The following is an 18,978-nucleotide window of genomic DNA, read 5'->3' as shown; positions in this document are numbered from 1 at the left end:
GCCAGCCAGAAATTGCATCGGATAGTTCGAAGTCCGACTGCAGCCTCACGGAGATTTCGATGATTCGTTCCTCGATCGGCCGCATGCGCGGCAGCGTTTCACTTCTTGCGCTCTCTGCTATCGCGCTCTTCGGCGCTGAAACTCAGCCGGCCGTCGCCCAGACCGCAATATATGGCGGCGGCAGCACGCAGGTGTCGCTCGTCATGCGCCAGGTCATGGACTGCTACAACGCCCAGACCCTGACAAACGACGGCTACAGCTTCTCCTCCAGCTTCGATGCGACGCTTCCCACGCCCGGCCTGCTGCCCGAGTCCTGGGACGGTGCCATTTGCGGTCAGGTCGGCGCGCTCGGAATGGTCGGCCTCTATGCGGCTGTCGGCTCCGATGCCGGCCAGCGCGCCTTCATCACCAACGATCCCAAGCAACTGCTACGCGGCAGCGCGCCATCGCTGTCGCTGCCGGCCGTTCCGCCGGTCTTTCTCGAGGGCAGCGTTCCGGCGTTCGCGACCTATCCCTACGCACGCGTCGACTTCGGTGCCGGTGACTCGCCGCTTCCGAACACGCTGACCGCGACCGCGCTGACCAACTTCATTCCGGCCAGCAACTGGCAGGATCGGAACGCGATCGCCGCCAGCAATGCGACCTCGGCGACCGCCTACAACCTTGCTGCGTTCGGCCCGGCGATCCAGCTGCCTCTAATCGAGGCGCCGGTCGCCATCGTCGTCAACACCAGCAACACGCCGGTGGCGATCTGGACCGTCAACTCGGCCGGTGAGACGGGCGCGCCGGGCTCGGCGATCCAGCTCTCGACCGCTCAGCTCTGCGCCATCTTCTCAGGCGAGGTCCGCGACTGGAGCTCGACCGCTGCGATCGCCGCGCTCGACAATGCCGGCCAAGCTCGCGTGCAGACCTTCATGGACGACAACACCGGTAACGGTGCCGCCGCCCAGGCCTATGTGTCGAACTCGCTGCCGATCCAGGTCGCGTTCCGCTCCGACGGCTCCGGAACCAGCTATATTCTGACGAACTTCCTGGCCAACAGCTGCCCGCAGCTCGACGTGGACGGTTCGCACAACTACGCGAAGATTTTCACCGGCGTCGGTGTCACCTTCCCGAACACCGCGGTGACGCTCAACAACCAAGTGTCGGGCACCACCACGACCACGACCGTCGCCGCCAAGACCAACGCTTCGGCCGCCAATCTGCCGTCGACGACGTTCGCCAACCTGATCGCCAACATCAAGGCCGTGAAGAGCGTCGACGTTTCGACCGGTACGGGCGGCTGGCTCGCCGGCAACGGCACCGGCGATGTCGCCACCACCGTCAACAGCAATGCGCAGGATGCCAACGGCAACTACCTGGGCGGCCGCATCGGCTATGTCAGCAACGACTTCGCCAAGCCGTACAATCCGGCCGATGGTGCTCCGGTCTCGGCCAGCATCCAGAACGACGAGCAGCGCAGCCGCGGCATCTATCACCCGGATCAGGAGAGCTTCATTGCTCCGACCCCGGCGTCGGCCGATCTCGCGTTCCAGAGCGTGACGGTGCCGACCACGACCAACTATCAGGCCTGGAACCTCTACAATCAGACCTATGCGGGCGTGGGCCAGTTTGGCGGCGTCACGGTTGACGGCAAGTCGCAGCTCGGTCTGCCGATCACGGCAGGCGCCTATCCGGTCACGGGCACGACCTTCGCCTATCTCTATAGCTGCTACAACACGTCGTCGGCCCCGACCCGCGTGACCGACATCACCAACTTCCTGTCGTGGTTCTATGCGAGCCAGGATGCGGCGAACGTGCTTCAGAACAACGGGTTCAACGCGCTGAACGGAAACTTCGCCACGGCGATCAACGCGTCCTATCTGACGGCCGGCAGCGGCGTCGCGATCTCCGGCAGCTCGACCCAGGTCGATGGCTGTAGCTCGGTGGCCGTCGGCGCGGGTGCGCAGTAAGCGGTGATTGAGCCGCCTATCGCACGTTGAACGCTGAATCTTCTCTCGAGGCCGGGCGCACTGATCGCGCCCGGCCTCTCGTTTTCGATCGATTGCGCCGACGTCATGTCATGGGAGATCATTTTCTATGGAAAGCCTAAGACCCCTGCATTCGCACCTCGACAAGCATCGAATAACGAGATACCACCTTGCTCATTCCGACGAGGCTGGCGGTGAATGATCGGATTGAGCTCAATGCGTTTCGGCCGCTGAATTCATGATGTCCGTCTGAGCGATTGGATGGGTTGTATTCGATGGGACAGGACTCGTGGCGATCCGGGCAGATGGACGATATGCCGTTGCAGGATTGGCATGCGGCAGCCCCGGCGCTCGGGCTGCGTTCGCTCGCAGCCGTTGCAATGACCGTTCCGGCTCTCTTGGCGTTTGGTGTCTATTGGTTGCGTCACACCCCGGTTGGCAATGATCTCGGTCCCGGCGACAATGTGATGCAGATCCGTCTCGTCGCGGCGCAGACCGCCGAGACACCGCATCGGGATGTTGTGGCTACCGGGTCTAAGCTGGCTTTGACGAGCGCTTCGAGGTCCGAGTCCCCGGTATCCGCTTCGCCAGTCGATGAGGCTCCCGGCAACGCTCCATTGTCGGAGCCAACGTCGTCGTCCGTTACAGCGGATGTGCCGCGCTCGCCTGCATGGGACGCGCCGATACCCGGTTCGCATCTGGCTTTCGCTCTCGCGACCCCCGATCAAAAGACTATGACGTTCGTCCGGACGGTGAAGTCCCACATTGCGAGATTTCAATACTATCCGGAGCGCGCTGAGCGCGAGCGCATCCAGGGCACCGTCGGCCTCGTCCTCACTCTGCAGCGCAATGGCGCGGTCACGAATGTCCGTGTCGCCTTGAGCTCAGGGTTCGCGTTGCTGGATGCTGCCGCCGTCGACATGGTGAAGAGGGCTCAGCCGTTGCCGAGCATTCCCGTCGAGTTGCCCGGACAGCTCAATCTCGACTACACGATCGCGTTCGACCTGCCACAGTAGCCGAGCAACGGTCGCGCCATCTCAGGTCGTCACGTGCCTGTCATTCTCCCTCGGTAGGTACATTGGTGGGGCTGAAATCGGCCGGAAAAACGGCTGATGTGACGGGGCGGCGTTGTGTCTTACTCGAACAGCAAATCGCTGCGCGACGTGCTTGCGGCTGATTACGAGAGTTTGGCCCGGCGCCTGACGCGTTGCCTCGGCTCACCGGACGTCGCCCGCGAGGCGCTCCATGAGGCGTTCGTACGGGCGGACCGGGTGTCGGACGCTGTCCCGCTGCGCAGTCCAGTCGACTATCTGTTTCGGATGGCGCTCAATTTGGCAAAGGACCATCGCAAGGGCGAGCGCCGCCTGCTGAATGCTTCGGAAATCGAAGCGATCATGGCTTTGCCGGACGACCGTCCGGGGCCTGCCGCCGCGTTCGAGTCGCGCCTCGAATTCGAGCAGTTTGAGAAAGCGCTGGCGGAACTGCCGCAGCGAAAGCGCGAGGTCTTCATCTGCGCGCACATCGAGCTCGTCCCGCATCGTGAGATCGCCGTGCGCTTCGGCGTCAATGTGCGGACGGTCGAATTCGATCTGCAGCATGCGATGGAGCATCTCAGCCGGCGGCTCGGACGCAAGGTCGTGCGTCGATTTGGTCCTCGTGCGTCGTCACGATCCAACGAGCCGGGCTGACAACGCGCGTCTCCAGCCAGAGGCAGCCTTGCCGCATTCCGGGCAGATGCGCTATGCAACGACCCAACGCGGCTGAGATGCAACTCGAGCCGCCGTCCATCTCGGAATTCACCGTGCAAATTATTCGATTTTCCATTTCGGTCCGGCGCGATGCCGGTCGTCTATCGAATGACCGCGGGGCGTCGCCATGAGGGAGCCGCTCTCCGGCTACCGAAACAAGCGAGCGACCTGATCTTGATCGCAGGCGACGACGACAGCACGGAAATGGATCAGACCCTGCGTCAGGGCCTGGCATGGGTGATCCGTCTGCATTCCGGGGAGGCGAACTCGGATGACGCCGCCGCCTTGAGGTTGTGGCGAGAACGAAGCCCGGAGCATGAAGCTGCATTTCGCGAGGCCGTCACGCTGTGGCGCCGGTTCGGTGATGCGACCCGCAAGCTCGCTGCCGACCCGGCTTTTGCCCATGCCGATGTTCGGCGCGCGCCCCCGTCACGTGCCGCGATCGGTCGCCGCGCGCTGATCGGAGGCGCCATGGCGACCGCAGCCTCCTTGGCTGCCGGATATCTGGTGGTGCGGCCGCCCTTGGAGCTCTGGCCGTCCCTGCAGGAACTGTCGGCGGACATGCGGACCGCCAAGGGCGAGCGGCGCAGCGTTGCGCTGGCTAGCGACGCCTCGATCGTGCTGAACACCCAGACCAGCATCGCGTTGCGGACGGCCGACGGACCGCGACGGTTCGAACTGCTCTCGGGAGAGGCCGCCGTGCAGTGCGCGCCGACAGCGCAGGATCCTGTAATCATCGATGCGGCGGGCGGGCGCGTCACGGCATTGCATGCCGATTTCAATATGAAGTGCCTGGGCGGTGTGGTGACCGTCTCTTGCCTCGACGGCAGCGTCGATGTCGCCTGTGGTGGGCGAGGGGCCAAGATCGTCAAAGCCCAGCAGGTCTCATACTCGGTCGATCAAGGATTGGGGTCGACCTCCCGGCTGGACGTCGACGCGGTCAAGGCCTGGCAGAACGGTCTGCTGATCGTCCGTGACTGGCCGGTGAATCGCCTGGTTGCCGAGATCAACCGCTATCGCCCGGGCAAGATCGTGGTGATGGACGAGCAGCTCGGACGGCGCATGATCTCGGGAACGTTCCGTCTTGATCGCCTGGATGACTTCATCAGTCAGGCCGAGAGTCTGTTCGGCGCCAAGGCGCGGCCTCTGCCCGGCGGGCTCGTCCTGCTGAGCTGACGCGTGTCGCTGGATGAAGATTGCGTCTTCGCGAGTCCACGAAATCCGCAGGGCGTATCGCGTAGGGCAGGCGGATGACCGCGGCCGTGGATAACTGCCCCTATCCGGCCGTTGTACGAACGCCGACGCACGACCGGCGAATCGTTCCGCTTGGTCGAAGCAAACCTTAAAAAATGATTCAGTCCCGCGCGGGTTCGATCGTCTTTCCGACCGAGGCACCATGGTCGCGGCTTCCTGCCGCGACGTCATGTGCGTGTCGGATGGTGAGCGGACGTCGGTGCGGGTCAGAATGGAAGAGGAGAGGGGCGGGCCATGCTCCGCGCGGCCGAATTCGTTCGGCGCGGAAGTCATGCTGCTGGTGGCTGCTGTCCTGATCGGCAATTGCCTCGCGCCGGTGCGAGCCCAGGCGGCGGGAGCGTCGCAAGCCGCTGCGGGCGCCGCTCCGGCCAAGCCTGCTGCCGGCCCCGCATTGCGCTTCGATATCGATGATTTCGCCATTCGGGGAGCGGAGAAGCTCGCGCAGGTCGACCTCGAAGAGGCAATCTACCCTTTCCTCGGTCCGAACAAGACCGCCGATGACGTCGAGAAGGCGCGCGCTGCGCTGGAGAAGGCCTATCACGACAAGGGATTTCAGACCGTCTCGGTCGAGGTGCCGCCGCAGAATCCGACCAACAAGGTGGTCGTGCTCAACGTGAGAGAGCTGAAGGTCGGCCGCCTTCGCGTCAGGAATTCGCGCTATTTCGATACGGACAAGATCAAGGAAGGGGCGCCCTCGCTGAAGGAGGGCTCGGTGCCCAACTTCAACGATCTCACCAAGGACATCTACGGCCTGAATCAATGGCCGGACCGGCGGGTCACGCCGGCGCTGCGGGCGGGCGTGACGCCGGGAACGGTCGACGTCGATCTCAACGTCGAGGACAAGGCGCCCTTCCACGGCAGTCTCGAGGTCAACAATCGGCGCTCGGGTGGTACCACCGCGACCAGGGCGATCGGCACCGTTCGCTACGACAATCTCTGGCAACTCGGACACTCGCTGACACTCAGCTATCAGGTGGCGCCGCAGCGGCGCAGCGATGCCGAGGTCGTGTCGGTGTCCTACCTCGCCCGCTTGCCCGTCGATTGGCTCGCCGTGCTCGCCTATGCCGTCAAGTCGGACAGCGATGTGGCGACCGTCGGCGGCACCAACATCGTCGGCCCCGGCCAGATCGTCGGCACCCGTGCGGTCATGACGCTGCCTGGACGCGACGGCTTCACGCAGACGCTGTCGGCCGGTGTGGACTACAAGCACTTCTTCCAGCTTGTCTCGCTGAACGGCAGCGGGTTTACGTCTCCCGTAACGTATTTTCCTGCGGTTGCGAGCTATACGGGAACGTTCCAGGGCGAGACCTTCATGACGCAGTTCAATGCGTCGCTGACGTCGAATCTGCGCCCGCTGTCGAGCGATCATCAGGCGTTCGAGAACAAACGCTTCTCCGCGTCAGCCAGCTTTACGCATGTCAACGTCGACCTCACGCATACGCAGGAGCTGCCCGAAGGCTATCAGCTGTGGGGCCGGCTGCAGGCGCAGAAGGCGGATGGCCCGCTGGTCTCCAGCGAGCAGTTCAGCGCCGGCGGTCTCGACACGGTGCGCGGCTATCTGGAATCGGAGACTCTCGGCGACGACGGCGTCGCCGGCAGCTTCGAGCTGCGCAGCCCCGATATCGGCGCCATGCTGCAGAAGCAGATGAAGGATGAGACCGGGCGAGGCGCGCCGCGTTTCACGACCTTCAACGAGACACGGCTGTTCCTGTTCGCAGATGCCGGTCTCGTGCACGTGCAGCGCGCGCTGCCCGACCAGACATCGCAGTCAAATCTCTGGAGCTATGGGATCGGCGCCCGCTTCAGGATGTTCAGCGCGTTCAACGGGCTGTTTGCGCTGTCGGTGCCGATGACCAACGAAACCTATACGAGCGCGGGGCATCCGCGCCTCAATGTCCGGCTCTGGGGCGAATTCTGATGATGACGGGACACAAGAACCGGGATGCGGGCAGCTCGCGCGCTGTCGTGAAGCTTGCCGCGCGACTGTTCGGCGCCATCGCCGCGCTGGCGATCCTGTCGTCTCCGGCCAGCGCTTGGTGGAACGACGAGTGGCAGCTGCGCAAGAAGATCAGCATCGATGCCAGCGCGTCCGGCGCCAACATCACCGATCCGATCGGCACCATCCCCGTGCTGGTCCGGCTGCACCCCGGCAATTTCCGGTTCAGTGCAACCAAGGAGGATGGCAGCGACCTGCGCTTCGTCGCCGGCGACGACAAGACGCCGCTGAAGCATCACATCGAAAAATACGACGCGCTGCTCGGCGAGGCGCTGGTCTGGGTGTCGGTGCCGAGCCTCGCCTCCGGCGCCAAGACCGAGATCTGGCTCTATTACGGCAACAAGAAAGCCGTACCGACCGCGGATGCCAAGGGCAGCTACGATCCCGATTTCGCGGTCGTGTATCATTTCAACGAACGTGGCACGCCGTCGCTGGATTCCACGGTCTGGGGCAACAATGCGCAAAGCGTCGGACAGCCCGCCGAGGGCGCGCTGATCGGCACCGGCCTGCGCCTCGACGGACGCGCGCCTCTGGTGCTGCCGTCGGCGTCATCGCTGGCAACGGTTGCCGACGCCGGCTGGACGTTGTCGCTGTGGCTCAAGCCGGCCGCGCTGCAACCGAACGCCGTCCTGTACAGTCGCCGCAACGGCGGCGACGGCATCCTCGTCGGCCTCGACAATGGTGTGCCGTTCGTGGAGGTTTCGGCTGCCGGCGGATCGCAGCGCAGCGCGGCGTCAGCGCCGATCACTGCTGCGAGCTGGCATCATCTGGCGGTCGTCGCGGCATCCGGAAAGACCACGCTCTATCTCGACGGCAATCCCTATGCCGTTCTCGACGCCGGTCTGCCGGCCCTCGATACGACGGCGCAGATCGGTGGCTCCGACGCCGGCGCGAGTCCAGCTCCGGCGCAGCCGGCCTCTTCGGCGGCCGGCGATGCGGCTGCCGCGCCGTCTCCCGCCAACGACGCCGCGGTAGCAGGCGCGACGGCGACGGGCTTCGTCGGCGACATCGACGAGCTCCAGATCAGCAAGGTTGCGCGACCGCCAGGCTTCATCCGCATTGCGGCGATCGGCCAGGGGCTCGACCAAGGCAAGCTGATCGCCTTCAGCGTGGACGAGGAAACGGCGAGCTGGCTGTCGGGCTATTTCGCAGTGATCCTGAAATCGGTCACGCTCGACGGCTGGGTGGTGATCGGCGTGCTGCTGGTGATGGCGGTGGTGAGCTGGATGGTGATGTTCGACCGCGCCTCCTATCTTCGCCGGCAAGCCAAGGCCAATGCGCGCTTCCTGCGTGTGTATCGTGACCCGAACTTCGATCTCGCGGTCTTCTCCAGCGGCAACGCGGAGGCGGTGGCGTCGCTGTCGGGCGGCATCGGCAAGCGTGATGCGATCGTCATGCGCTCGTCCTCGCTGTATCGGATCTACCGTATTGCGGCCGATGAGATTCAGCGCCGTTCGGCACGAAGCGCCTTGCCCTATCTTTCCGCCACGTCGATCGCAGCGATCCGCGCGGCCCTCGACGGCGGCGTCGTCAGGGAGATCCAGCGCCTGAACAGGCTGATGGTGATCCTGACCATCGCGATTTCCGGCGGGCCGTTCCTCGGGCTGCTCGGCACCGTCGTCGGCGTGATGATCACCTTCGCGGCCATCGCGGCGAGCGGCGACGTCAACGTCAATGCGATCGCACCAGGCATCGCGGCGGCGCTGGTTGCGACCGTGGCCGGCCTCGGCGTCGCGATCCCGGCGCTGTTCGGCTACAACTATCTGATCTCGCGGATCAAGGATCTCACCGGCGACATCCAGGTCTTCGTCGACGAATTGGTGACGCGGCTCGCGGAGCTCTATTCCGCGGAGGAGCCCGATCGTCGCATGGCGGCGGAGTAGCCGTCATGCAGGTCAATGCCGACTCCAAGCCCTATGACGACATCAACATCACGCCGATGTTGGATCTCGCTTATGTGCTGCTGGTCATCTTCATCATCATGACGACGGCCACCGTGCAGGGACAGAAGGTCAACCTGCCGAAGGCCTCGGCCGCGCCGAGCCTCGCCACGCAGACGACGAAGGCGATCACGGTCGCCAATGACGGCAAGATCTTCCTCGACACCATCCCGGTGACCTTGCCGGAGCTGGAGCAGCGCCTGATCCAGCAGAAGGCGCTGACGCCCGAATTCCCGGTGGTGCTGCGCGGCGACGCGCAGGCGCAATACCAGAGCGTGATGGACGTTCTCGACCTGCTGGGCCGCATCGGTCTGACGCAGGTCGGGCTCGCGACCAAGCCGCTGGTGAAGTGATCGATGCGGATCTGATCACATGCGCAAATTGCCTCCCACCCAACCGCCTGGCTCGCATTCCCCGGAGGGTGTGCTCGTGCAGATGCGTGAGCTCGTCCGGCGCACCGGCATGCCGTTGTCTACGCGATCCGAGGGGAGATCGGAGGCAGTGGCCGATAGCCAGCCATCCGCGGCGGTGCTTCCGTTTCCGGCCAGCAGCGAGGCTCTGCTGGCCAGTCTCGTGCCGACGCTGCGGGGTCTCTATCTCGGCGCGGAGGATGAAAGCGATCCGTTCCTGATCACGATGTCACATGGTCCGTGTCCGCGCCTGTCGATCGACCGCGACGCTTATGTCGAGATCCGGCATCAGCCGGACACGTTCCTGCTGAAGATTGCCGCCGCGCCGGATTCGAAGATCACGTTCGAAACCCCCGATTTCGCCATGCTGGTGAAATTCGTGCTGCAATACCTGGCCGAGCGGCACGGCGACCTGCGCCAGAGCGGGAGCTCATCGTGAGCAAGCCCGAGACCAGCCGCCCGGTGTCTGCCGACGTCGCAGCAGCAGGCACGCCGTCGAGCCGGTTGCGATCGACGCTGCGCATCATCGTCGTGATCGCAGGCATCGTCATCCCGTTGGGCAGCGTCGCTTATTGGGTGCTGACACAACGCGATCAGCCGCCTCCGCCGCGCCAGGTTCACGAGATCACCCTGCTCGCGGTGCCGCCGCCGCCACCTCCGCCACCGCCGCCGAAGGTGACGCCGCCGCTCGAGCAGAAGATGGTCGAGCAGCCGAAGATGGCGGAGCCGGAGTTCAAGGAGGAGCGACCGGTCGACAAGCCACAGGACAAGCCGATCAAGGATGCCAAGAACGATCAGCCGCCGGGCCCGCTGTCGCTCGATGCCAAGGCGACGGGTCCCGGCGATCTGTTCGGTCTCGGCGGCAAGCCCGGCGGCAGTCCCTATGGTGGGGGCGGTGGCGGCGGCAGCCGCTGGGGCTGGTACGCCTCGATCATCCAGCAACAGATCGAGGCGGCGCTGCGCGCCAATGAGAAGACCAAGAAGGCCGTCATCCGCCTGCAGATCAGCCTCTGGGCGGATAGCTCAGGCCGTGTCAGCCGCGTGCAATTGCTGTCGTCGACCGGGGATGCCGAGCTTGATCAGGCGCTCCGCGACGATGTCCTGGGCAATCTGACGCTCCGTCAGCCGCCGCCCAAGGACATGCCGATGCCGATCGTGACGCGTGTCACGGCGAGCCGGCCGAGCTGATTTCCGTCATGGACTGTGAACTGAGGGGACTGGGGACGATGTTCGAGACTCTTCCAAATGCACGCCGGTGTGCGCTCCTGATCGCTGCCTCCATCGCGGCGACCGGATGTGCCGCCCCGGCATTTGGCCAGGCCGCAGGTCAAGCCGCCATGCCGGACAGCAAGGCCGGTTCAGCCAGGCCAAAATTGTCGGACGCAAAGCCGGCGTCGCCGAATGCGACGATCAATCTCGTTCACCTGCTCGTCAAACAGGGCGTTCTGACAGAAGAGCAGGCGGCCGGACTGATCAAGCAGGCCGATGACGAAGCCTACATCGCGCGTCAGGCAGCGAAGAACGCATCCACCAAGGCCGACGAAGCGGCCAAGGCCGCGACTGCGGCGGCGGCGGCGGCCGAGCCGAAGGGGACACGGCACGTCACCTATGTGCCCGAGATCGTCAAGCGGCAGCTGCGCGAGGACATCAAGCGCGAGGTGATGGCCAAGGCGGAGCAGGAGAACTGGGCCTCGCCCGGCAAATATCCCGAATGGGCGCAGCGGATCCGCTTCTATGGAGATGTCCGCGCCCGCTATCAGGGCAGCTTCTTTCCGACCGGCAACGATCAGTTCAATGCCATCAATTTCAACGCGATCAACTCGGGATCTCCGTACGACATTGCGAGCTCGTCGAATTTTCCAACCTATAATGCCAGCCAAAACCGCAATCAGGTCCGGTTCCGGGCTCGGCTCGGGATGGACGCCGATCTGACCAACGGATTCCTGGCGGGCCTGCGGATCGCGACCGGTGAAAGCAATTCCCCGGTCTCGACCAATCAGACGCTCGGCGGCAGTGGTTCGAACTTCTCGAAGTATTCACTTTGGCTCGACCGCGGCTACCTGAAGTATCAGACCCCGGAGCAGAACCTCGTTGCGTCGATCGGACGGTTCGACAATCCGTTCTGGTCGCCGACCGACGTCATGTGGTACCGCGAGCTCGGCTTCGACGGCTTGGCCGTTCAAGCGAAGTATCAGGTGTCGGAAGCGTTCACGCCGTTCGGTGTGCTCGGTGCCTTCCCGATCTTCAACACGGACTTCAATGCGGGCATGAACAATGCCAATCTGAATGCGGCATCCAATAACGGCAACATAGGGTTTTCCAAATACGCGAGTCACGACAAGTGGCTGTTCGGCGCCCAGGGTGGCTTTGCCTATCGCTTCGATCCGGTGCGTGAGATCCGCGTCGCCGCTGCCTATTACGATTTCGAGAACGTCCAAGGACAGATATCGGACTGTACGCCGCAGACGAGCGCAGACGGCTGTCCGTCCGACCTGTCGCGCCCGCTGTTCGCGCAAAAGGGCAACACCTATATGAGCCTCCGGAACCTTGGTTTTGGGTCCTGGAATAATCTCGGGCAGAGCAACCTCTATCAGTATTTCGGGCTCGTGCAGAAGTTCCGGCCTGTCGTCGCGGGTGCATCGTTGGACTTTGGCGACTTCCATCCCTACCACATCGTGCTCGATGGCGAGTTCGTCTGGAATACGGCGTTCAACCGTGCTCTCGCGGTGGGTGGACCGGCTGGCACCCTGCCTGGAAACGTCGGCGGCTATATCTACAACAATTATGGTCCGAGTTCTGGCGGCACGGCCTATCCGTTCAATGGTGGTGATAAGGGATGGATGGCCCGGGTCACCGTCGGGAACAAGGAGATCAAGCATTTCGGCGACTGGAACGCGCATGTCGGCTACAAATATCTCGAATCCGACGCCACCCTGGACGCCTTCGCCGACGCCGATTTCGGCCTCGGCGGAACCAACCTTAAGGGCTACTTCATCGGCGGCAATGTCGGCATCAGCGACAACGTCTGGGCCTCGCTGCGCTGGATGAGCGCCAACAATATTGGCGGCGTGCCCTATGCCGTCGACGTCGTGCTCGTCGATCTCAACGCGAAGTTCTGACCGATGCGCACGCGATCATTGATGCTCGTCATTGCTGCGGCCGTTTGCAGTCCGATCGGGCCGTCTCATGCGGCTGACAGCGACGCCGATAAGCTACGCGAGGCGCTGCGCGCGGCGACCCTGCAGACGCGGCAATTGGAGGACCAGCGCGCCGCGCTGCAGGCCAAGCTCGCCGACGCCGAGAAGGACAAGGCCGCCGCCAAGGCACAGATCGAGGCCGCCAAGGCCGAGACCCGCAGGATCGAAAAACGAGAGCGCGAGACGACGGAGGAATTCAACCGCCGCCTTGCGGAGCGCGACGAGACGCTGGAGAAATGGAAGGCCGCCTATGAAGAGGCGGCCGGCGTCGCCCGCGATCGTGACGCGGCCCGTGCGAAGTTCGAGGCCGAAGCGAAGACATACAAGGCCTCGGCCGATAGCTGTGTCGCCAAGAACACGCAGTTGATCAAGCATGGGCAGGACCTGCTGCAGCGTTATCAAAGTGTCACCGTCGGCGACACAATCGTCGCGCGTGAGCCCGTCCTCGGTCTGCGCCGCGTCGAGATCCAGAACGCGATCCAAGACCTCCAGGACAAGATCCTCGACCAGAAGGCAGCACCATGAACCCGTCATCGTTCGGCCGCTCAGCCGGCATGCGATCCTTCCAGGCTTCCGCGCTCGCCATGGCGCTGGCCTGCATCCCCCTCGCCGTGTCTGCTCAGACGGCGCCGCCGCCGCGCAGCCCGGCGCCTGCGGCCGCAAAGCCCAAGCCCGCAGCCCCGGTTGCTGCGGCGGCGACGCAGCCTGTGCCGGCAGTCCCGGTGCAAAGCGTCGCGCAAGGAAAGGGTGGCAGCAACGAGGTGATTGCGCGCGTCGGCGGCACCAACGTGTCGGCCGATGAGATCCGCAGCTATGTCGCAGCGCTGGGGCCGCGCGAGCGGGCCGCGTTCGGACAGGATCCCAATCTGCTCAGCCAGGCCGTCCGCATGATGCTTGCCAACCGCATCGTGCTGCAGGAGGTCGTCGCCAGGAAGTGGGACCAGCAGCCGGCCATCGCCGAGCAGCTCGATCGCGTGCGGGAGAGCGCGGTGGTGGAGCTGTATCTTCAGTCGGTCTCGATGCCACCGGCCGGCTTTCCGGGCGATGATGAGCTGCAGAAGGTCTATGACGCTAATCGCACGGCCTTCCTGATGCCGCGCCAATTCCAGCTGGCGCAGGTCTTCGTGCCGCTCTCGAAGGATGCGGACAAGGCGTCCGAGGAGAAGGCCAAGAAGGCCGTTGACGATGTTCAGCGCCGGCTGAAGGCGCCCGGCGCTGATTTCGCGGCCATCGCCAACGACACCAGCGACGTCAAGAACGGCGGCGATCTCGGTTGGATCGTCGAAAGCCAGATCCGGCCCGAGATCCGCACCGCGGTGATGGAGCTTGCCAAGGGCGCGGCGACGGAGCCGGTCAGGCTCGACGACGGCTGGCACATCATCAAGCTGGTGGATACCAAGGCCGCTTATACAAGGACCCTCCCGGAAGTCCGTGACGCCCTGGTGCAGCAGATGCGGAGCGAGCGTGCGGCAGCTCTGCGCCGCGCCTATCTGGCTGAGATCGTCAAGCAGCATCCGCCTGTCATCAACGAGCTGGCGCTGTCGAACCTGCTCAGCGAGCAGGTGTCGGCGGCGAGATAGCCCGCACGCGCCGGACCTGCCAAGCCGCCACTCACGTCCCGTTCTCACGGAGCTTTCGACCAATGTCCGAGACCATGATCGACAAACTGTCTCTCGATCGTCTGCGCGAGCTGTTTCAGCTCGCCGGCTACCGGGTGGAGACGCTGATGGATCCCGCCGCCGGCTCTGCCTATCTGCGCTCCGCCACCAACGGAATCGCATTCGACATTCGCCCGGGAAATGCCGTGCCGGGCGAAGAGCCGGCGTTCGTCGATGTCGCGCTGATCGCGGTGCTGCATGTGCAGGGCGAGATGCCGCTGGATCTGGTCAATCGCTGGAACGCGACTCGCCGCTTCGCACGGCTGCATTTCAGCGCGCCGTTCCTCGTGCTGACGTCCGACATGTCGGTGGCAGGCGGCGTGACGCCAGCCCATGTGCGCGGTCAGATCGAGATCTGGGATCAGCTGGTGCAGCAGCTCGTGACGTTTCTGCGCGAAGAGCTCGCGGCGCTGGCCGGTCCGAAGCACGCTCAATCCGGCCCGCAGGCGTCAGCTGCGACGGCGGCCGCATGACCGAAGCCAACACAGTGCACTCGATCTGATAGGAAGGTTGGGCATGCATCGTCAGCGTCGATGTGGTCCGCAGCTGATGGGTCTCCGATGATGCGTCGCGGCCTGATCGTGCTCGCCGTCACGACTGCGTTGGTCTCTGCAGGTCATGTCGTCCAGGCACGAGCGGAGCCGGCCGCAGAGCATCGTGCGGATGTCGATCCCAGGACGGCTGCGGCGACGGCACCAAGCGCCCTTCCGGCTGCAGCCGCGGTGCAGCCGGCAAAGCCGGTGTCATCGTCGATCGTCGCCGTCGAGGCAAAGTCCTCATTAGCCGAGCGGATCGGGACGTATCGTGACCTGATCGCCAAGGAGGCCGGGAGACTGGGGCTCGCGCCCGAGATCGCCGAGGCCGTCATGGCAACCGAGAGCAGCTATAATCCGGACGCCGTCGGCGGCTCCGGCGAGATCGGACTGATGCAGATCCTACCGTCGACGGCGCGCATGCTGGGCTTCAACGGCAGCACCGCCGAGCTCGCGCTGCCCGAGACCAACATCCACTATGGCGTGCGCTATCTGGCACAGGCCTGGCGTCTGGCCGGTGGTGATCTCTGCACCGCCACGATGAAGTACCGCGCCGGGCACGGCGAGACGCGCTTCTCGCATCTGTCCGTCAATTATTGCCTGTCGGTTCGCAGCAAGCTCGCCGCCCGCGGCTTTGCCGTGACCGGCGACGTCCCGACGCCGACCTTCGGCGCTCCCGGCCCTGCCATGAGCCTTGCTGCGCGCTTCGGCGCAGCCTGCCGCAAGTGTATCATGACGGGGGCACGCGTTGATCTCGCATCCCTCAACGCCAGGCTCAGCACGCTCGTCATCCAGGCAAGGGCGGGAAGGTGAGCCGTGGCTTCAAGCTCGAGACGCCCATGCTCATCCTCGGCAACGACGCTTGCAGTAGCTGCGAGGCTGTCGTTTCTGCTGATGGGGCAGGCCGACGCTGCCGAGCCGCAACAGCTTCCGCCCGTGATCGTGGACGTGCCAGAGCGTCCTCCGTCTAGCCCCCTCCAGCCGACGCATGGTGAATCGGCGGCGGCTCCCATGCTGGGCGGACGGGGTGAACCGGGGAGCGACAAACGCGGACGCTGCGCAGACGATGCCGTCGCCCAGGACGGATCGTTGGACTGCATCAACGCCAGACTTCGGCGCAACGTCGACACAGTCAATCCGTCGATCAATCAGGCGCCGATCGATGCACGATCATCCGATCTCAAGGTCGGGACAGTGAACGTGCCGGCCGTCCAACAACAATATGGGAGCAATTTCGGGCGCTCAGTCGTGCCCTTTCGTCCCACCGCAGTGTTTCCTTCCGGCCTTGGCCGACGCTGACGACGTCGGCAGATGGACATGATCGCGTGTTCTCCTCGTGATTTCGAAGGCGCTTCAACTCGCCCGGATGTTGCTGACGTCCGCGAACGGCAGGCCTATCTCAGCTGCTCTTTGCTTGCGATCCTGCTTGCGGAATTCCAGTTCCCGCCGCTCGAATTGGAGCAATTCGTCACGCAATGCCCTGAGGAAGCGTTCGCGTTCGCCGGCGGGGTTCTGATGAGACTCCATGAGAGTTCACTCCATTGGGGACCAAGACGCGGGCGGCTCCGAAACGGATTCATGTTACAGATTTGTGACATCTCGGGCAAGGCAGACAAAGACCAGAGGAGCCGCGGTGACGGCGCTGTTCGCCGTCTCCGAGCCCTGGCAAGGACAGAAGTGATGCGATCATGGGTCCTCTCACGCGCGGTTTCGCTCATCGTGGCATTTGTGCTTGTCAGCTTCCTGGGGCAGGCCTTTGGTGATCAAGGCGACGTGCGTGAGCCGGCCGCGCCAACGAGCCGTGATGGCGATCCACTCGTCATTGCGCTGACGTTGGCGCGGACGGTTGCCGCAGGGACGACGGCGAGCAGCGCAAACCCTCTGTCGGACGTTCCCCTCGCTGCATTGTCGGCGACGCGCGACCGTCCACTCTTCTCAGCGTCCCGCCGGCCGCAGCCGATCGTGGCGCCCGTCACCGTGGCGCGCGCCTCCGCCCCCACCGAAGGGGCCGGAACGTCCGACCCTGAAACTCGTGGGCACGGTGATCGGTGACGAGGAGAGCTTTGGGATCTTCGTCGATTCCGCTTCGCAGAAATCACTGCGCTGGCGCGTTGGCACGTGGCATGAGGGATGGCTGCTCGATGCCGTGAAGCCGCGCGAGGTGACCCTGCGGCGGGAGTTGGACGTGATGACTTTGCCGATGCCGCAACCGGGGCAATTCGTCGAGGGCGCGGCTCGACCAGCACCCGCGGCGACACGCACAGGAGGCCGGATCGTGCGGCGGGCGCGCTAACTGTGGCTCGGGCGGAGGGAGGAAGATGGGGGCGCCTGAGTTGATCGTGATCTCGCCGGTGTCCAGTTTGTCACGCCATTTGCGCAGCGAGTGCGGCGACAGCTGCATCGCCGCGGCGTAGGCGCGGAGCTCCATCCCGCTCCAGTTCAGCGCCTCGACATGCATCGCCCAGAACGCCTGGGATGCCCGATCGCGCACATCCCAGGTGACCGTGAACCTGCGCTGCTTCTGCTTTCGGAGCGCCTTTTCTCGCTCTCCCCGGGCGCGCTCGCGTCGCAATTCCGTCTAGATTTTTCCAGCTTAAGCGCAGTCTCGTTGCCGGCCATCCGCTTCAGCCAACGCCGCAGAGTGTTCTCGGTCAGACGTTGTTGCTGGCAGTATTTGCGGATTCCGAGACCGCTGCGACGCCACGCTTCGATGTGCGGCGACCACCATTCGCGACGCGCTCTGTTCTCGAAATGTTTGGATCGCACCGGAGATTCTCCACAGCAGCAGAGAACTCGAAATGGAACGACAACACGCGACGGGGAGGTGTGCAGAGACCGGACGCTTACGAGGGCAGGGTCTGATGGCGAGATAAAAGCACCGATGGCTGTCGGGTGCATGTCGTTGGTTCGACTCGATTTTCAGTCGCGATAGAGAAGACGCTGGCTGGCTGTTCTCGTGAAAAGGCGCGGCAAATCAATCACCCGAGCGCCATCCGTCTCTTCCGATCAAGGAAGAAGCGAATTCCGCCTTTGGATCGACCGTTTGTAGCGAGCGCCGCGGCCTTCGATGAACGATCTTCCGCCGAGCCATGTCCGCTGCCGGGAGGGCGCCGTACGGTCCTTGTCTCGGTTGACAAGGGAGCTGCTGTCCGCGGCTCACTTGCGACGTGACGTTGCCAGAGCTGCGCCCGATGCTTGCATCAACCCGAACGCGGCGCGTGTCGACGCGTCCGCTCCGCGGTGTCCGCGCCGGAAGATGACGTCCTATCGCGGCCGTCCTGCCTCAGGGGGGCGCTGAGGCGTTCCGCCCAGGCGGGAGAGTCCAACTCGTCGGTTCGCTGGTCAGGCAGCGTCGCTGCTGCCACCTTAGACCTGCTGTGTGGTCCCATCGACCTCGGACCCTTGTCGCTCCAGCCAGAAGCCGGGCGCCTGATACCAGATCCGTTCGGACTCATAGGAGGATGGAATGCCGCGGTGGAGTGCTTGGATCGGAACATTCATCATCGGCGAGTTCGCGAGGGCGCTCTTCAGCCTGCGGCTGGCGTCCTCATCGCGGCCGCTTGTGCAGGGATAGATGCTGACCCCTCCGATCGAAGAGGCCTCAAAGGAGGCGCCCCGGCGGACCACGCGCAGCAGGAAGCCGGACCAATCCTGGCTGGTCAGCGGGAGCAACAGCCGGCCGTTGTCGGCGAGGCCGTCGAGCCATTGCGGAGCGGGATGAGTGCAGCCTGCGAACACGATCACGACGTCATGGTCGCTCGCGGTAGCCTCGACATTTCGGCCATCGCCCGAGATCACCTGGACCTGCGGCCACCTCTCCAGATTGGTGCGGGCTCGAGCGGCCAGAGCCGGGTCGACTTCGACCGCCGTCACCCGCCCGGCGGGCCCGACGATTTCGGCGAGGACGGCTGAATAGTAGCCGCTGCCCGCTCCGATCTGCAGCACCCGTTCACCTCGGGCGATATCGAGGTGCTCGAAATTACGCGCCCAGAAGCTCGGCATCCCATTGTTGAGCTTCCGGCTCGGGTCGATCGAGACCAGGACGTCGTGATAGAGCCAACGCGGATCGTCGTCCGGGGTGATGAACGGCTCCCGGTAGGGGTAGGGTATGATCCACCAAGGACCTGGGCCGATGAACGCCTCTCGAGGAACGGCGCCGAAGGCCTCGACGATGTGTGGGTTGCGCAGAATAGGCGTCTTGCAGCGTAGGTCTTCGGCATACCAGCGGCGTGCATTTGCGATCTGATCCATGGTTCTCTCCTCTCAGCTTGG

General features: G+C 64.3%; 18 protein-coding genes and 1 pseudogene. 16 read left to right on the top strand and 3 right to left on the bottom strand.

The window, feature by feature from the left end; translation table 11 throughout:
* Positions 1 to 59 precede the first annotated feature (59 nt).
* The 16 genes from ACQR1B_RS17745 to ACQR1B_RS17670 all read left to right on the top strand — a co-directional run bounded on the left by ACQR1B_RS17745 (position 60) and on the right by ACQR1B_RS17670 (position 16,999).
* Positions 60 to 1,952, top strand: a complete 1,893-nt coding sequence (locus tag ACQR1B_RS17745; RefSeq protein ID WP_434871356.1) for a substrate-binding domain-containing protein — start codon at positions 60 to 62, stop codon at positions 1,950 to 1,952.
* A 323-nt stretch (positions 1,953 to 2,275) separates the two neighbouring features.
* Complete coding sequence (locus ACQR1B_RS17740) at positions 2,276 to 2,986, top strand: energy transducer TonB (RefSeq protein WP_434834451.1); 711 nt, start codon at positions 2,276 to 2,278, stop codon at positions 2,984 to 2,986.
* A gap of 114 nt (positions 2,987 to 3,100) precedes the next feature.
* Complete coding sequence (locus ACQR1B_RS17735) at positions 3,101 to 3,658, top strand: RNA polymerase sigma factor (protein WP_434875131.1); 558 nt, start codon at positions 3,101 to 3,103, stop codon at positions 3,656 to 3,658.
* A 150-nt stretch (positions 3,659 to 3,808) separates the two neighbouring features.
* Positions 3,809 to 4,894, top strand: coding sequence for a FecR family protein (locus ACQR1B_RS17730; RefSeq protein WP_434834452.1), 1,086 nt, complete (start codon positions 3,809 to 3,811; stop codon positions 4,892 to 4,894).
* Between the two features lie 349 nt (positions 4,895 to 5,243).
* Positions 5,244 to 6,890 carry a ShlB/FhaC/HecB family hemolysin secretion/activation protein gene (locus tag ACQR1B_RS17725; protein WP_434834621.1) on the top strand — a complete coding sequence of 549 codons (1,647 nt, stop codon included), beginning with the start codon at positions 5,244 to 5,246 and terminating at the stop codon, positions 6,888 to 6,890.
* Positions 6,890 to 8,851 (top strand): DUF2341 domain-containing protein, encoded by a 1,962-nt coding sequence (locus tag ACQR1B_RS17720; RefSeq protein WP_434834453.1) that lies wholly within the window; start codon positions 6,890 to 6,892, stop codon positions 8,849 to 8,851. Before ACQR1B_RS17725 ends, ACQR1B_RS17720 begins: the two co-directional genes overlap by 1 nt.
* A gap of 5 nt (positions 8,852 to 8,856) precedes the next feature.
* Positions 8,857 to 9,261, top strand: coding sequence for an ExbD/TolR family protein (locus ACQR1B_RS17715; RefSeq protein WP_434834454.1), 405 nt, complete (start codon positions 8,857 to 8,859; stop codon positions 9,259 to 9,261).
* A 148-nt stretch (positions 9,262 to 9,409) separates the two neighbouring features.
* Entirely contained in the window at positions 9,410 to 9,757 is a 348-nt protein-coding gene (locus tag ACQR1B_RS17710; protein WP_434834455.1) for a hypothetical protein, read from the top strand.
* Positions 9,758 to 9,849: 92 nt separating this feature from the next.
* Entirely contained in the window at positions 9,850 to 10,506 is a 657-nt protein-coding gene (locus ACQR1B_RS17705; protein WP_434834622.1) for a TonB C-terminal domain-containing protein, read from the top strand.
* A 38-nt stretch (positions 10,507 to 10,544) separates the two neighbouring features.
* Positions 10,545 to 12,437: a putative porin gene (locus tag ACQR1B_RS17700; RefSeq protein ID WP_434834456.1), complete on the top strand. Its 1,893-nt coding sequence runs from the start codon at positions 10,545 to 10,547 to the stop codon at positions 12,435 to 12,437.
* A gap of 21 nt (positions 12,438 to 12,458) precedes the next feature.
* Positions 12,459 to 13,040 carry a hypothetical protein gene (locus tag ACQR1B_RS17695; RefSeq protein ID WP_434834457.1) on the top strand — a complete coding sequence of 194 codons (582 nt, stop codon included), beginning with the start codon at positions 12,459 to 12,461 and terminating at the stop codon, positions 13,038 to 13,040.
* Positions 13,037 to 14,095 (top strand): peptidylprolyl isomerase, encoded by a 1,059-nt coding sequence (locus ACQR1B_RS17690; protein ID WP_434834458.1) that lies wholly within the window; start codon positions 13,037 to 13,039, stop codon positions 14,093 to 14,095. Before ACQR1B_RS17695 ends, ACQR1B_RS17690 begins: the two co-directional genes overlap by 4 nt.
* A gap of 62 nt (positions 14,096 to 14,157) precedes the next feature.
* Complete coding sequence (locus tag ACQR1B_RS17685) at positions 14,158 to 14,646, top strand: YbjN domain-containing protein (RefSeq protein ID WP_434834459.1); 489 nt, start codon at positions 14,158 to 14,160, stop codon at positions 14,644 to 14,646.
* An 87-nt stretch (positions 14,647 to 14,733) separates the two neighbouring features.
* On the top strand, positions 14,734 to 15,519 hold the full coding sequence (locus ACQR1B_RS17680; protein ID WP_434834460.1) for a lytic transglycosylase domain-containing protein: 786 nt from the start codon (positions 14,734 to 14,736) through the stop codon (positions 15,517 to 15,519).
* Between the two features lie 498 nt (positions 15,520 to 16,017).
* Positions 16,018 to 16,758: a hypothetical protein gene (locus ACQR1B_RS17675; protein WP_434834461.1), complete on the top strand. Its 741-nt coding sequence runs from the start codon at positions 16,018 to 16,020 to the stop codon at positions 16,756 to 16,758.
* Positions 16,739 to 16,999: a hypothetical protein gene (locus tag ACQR1B_RS17670; RefSeq protein WP_434834631.1), complete on the top strand. Its 261-nt coding sequence runs from the start codon at positions 16,739 to 16,741 to the stop codon at positions 16,997 to 16,999. Before ACQR1B_RS17675 ends, ACQR1B_RS17670 begins: the two co-directional genes overlap by 20 nt.
* 81 nt (positions 17,000 to 17,080) lie before the next feature.
* Here ACQR1B_RS17670 and ACQR1B_RS17665 read toward each other — a convergent pair.
* The 3 genes and pseudogenes from ACQR1B_RS17665 to ACQR1B_RS17655 all read right to left on the bottom strand — a co-directional run.
* Positions 17,081 to 17,134, bottom strand: a pseudogene (locus tag ACQR1B_RS17665) (hypothetical protein); the annotation flags it as partial.
* 11 nt (positions 17,135 to 17,145) lie between these two features.
* Positions 17,146 to 17,604, bottom strand: a complete 459-nt coding sequence (gene tnpA / locus ACQR1B_RS17660; RefSeq protein ID WP_434834462.1) for an IS66 family insertion sequence element accessory protein TnpA — start codon at positions 17,602 to 17,604, stop codon at positions 17,146 to 17,148.
* A gap of 468 nt (positions 17,605 to 18,072) precedes the next feature.
* On the bottom strand, positions 18,073 to 18,957 hold the full coding sequence (locus ACQR1B_RS17655) for a protein-L-isoaspartate O-methyltransferase family protein (RefSeq protein ID WP_434834463.1): 885 nt from the start codon (positions 18,955 to 18,957) through the stop codon (positions 18,073 to 18,075).
* Positions 18,958 to 18,978 lie beyond the last annotated feature (21 nt).

Origin of the sequence: Bradyrhizobium oligotrophicum (assembly GCF_051168495.1) — a bacterium.
GTDB classification, from domain to species: domain Bacteria; phylum Pseudomonadota; class Alphaproteobacteria; order Rhizobiales; family Xanthobacteraceae; genus Bradyrhizobium; species Bradyrhizobium oligotrophicum_A.
The sequence above is the reverse complement of the archived record's forward strand: the minus strand, read 5'-3'. Positions and strand labels throughout refer to the sequence as shown.

Coding starts and splice junctions, on each gene's coding strand:
- ACQR1B_RS17745 (WP_434871356.1), top strand. CDS start 60: ATGATTCGTTCCTCGATCGGCCGCATGCGCGGCAGCGTTTCACTTCTT.
- ACQR1B_RS17740 (WP_434834451.1), top strand. CDS start 2,276: ATGGACGATATGCCGTTGCAGGATTGGCATGCGGCAGCCCCGGCGCTC.
- ACQR1B_RS17730 (WP_434834452.1), top strand. CDS start 3,809: ATGCCGGTCGTCTATCGAATGACCGCGGGGCGTCGCCATGAGGGAGCC.
- ACQR1B_RS17725 (WP_434834621.1), top strand. CDS start 5,244: ATGCTGCTGGTGGCTGCTGTCCTGATCGGCAATTGCCTCGCGCCGGTG.
- ACQR1B_RS17720 (WP_434834453.1), top strand. CDS start 6,890: ATGATGACGGGACACAAGAACCGGGATGCGGGCAGCTCGCGCGCTGTC.
- ACQR1B_RS17715 (WP_434834454.1), top strand. CDS start 8,857: ATGCAGGTCAATGCCGACTCCAAGCCCTATGACGACATCAACATCACG.
- ACQR1B_RS17700 (WP_434834456.1), top strand. CDS start 10,545: ATGTTCGAGACTCTTCCAAATGCACGCCGGTGTGCGCTCCTGATCGCT.
- ACQR1B_RS17695 (WP_434834457.1), top strand. CDS start 12,459: ATGCTCGTCATTGCTGCGGCCGTTTGCAGTCCGATCGGGCCGTCTCAT.
- ACQR1B_RS17690 (WP_434834458.1), top strand. CDS start 13,037: ATGAACCCGTCATCGTTCGGCCGCTCAGCCGGCATGCGATCCTTCCAG.
- ACQR1B_RS17685 (WP_434834459.1), top strand. CDS start 14,158: ATGTCCGAGACCATGATCGACAAACTGTCTCTCGATCGTCTGCGCGAG.
- ACQR1B_RS17680 (WP_434834460.1), top strand. CDS start 14,734: ATGATGCGTCGCGGCCTGATCGTGCTCGCCGTCACGACTGCGTTGGTC.
- ACQR1B_RS17675 (WP_434834461.1), top strand. CDS start 16,018: ATGGACATGATCGCGTGTTCTCCTCGTGATTTCGAAGGCGCTTCAACT.
- tnpA (WP_434834462.1), bottom strand. CDS start 17,604: ATGCACCCGACAGCCATCGGTGCTTTTATCTCGCCATCAGACCCTGCC.
- ACQR1B_RS17655 (WP_434834463.1), bottom strand. CDS start 18,957: ATGGATCAGATCGCAAATGCACGCCGCTGGTATGCCGAAGACCTACGC.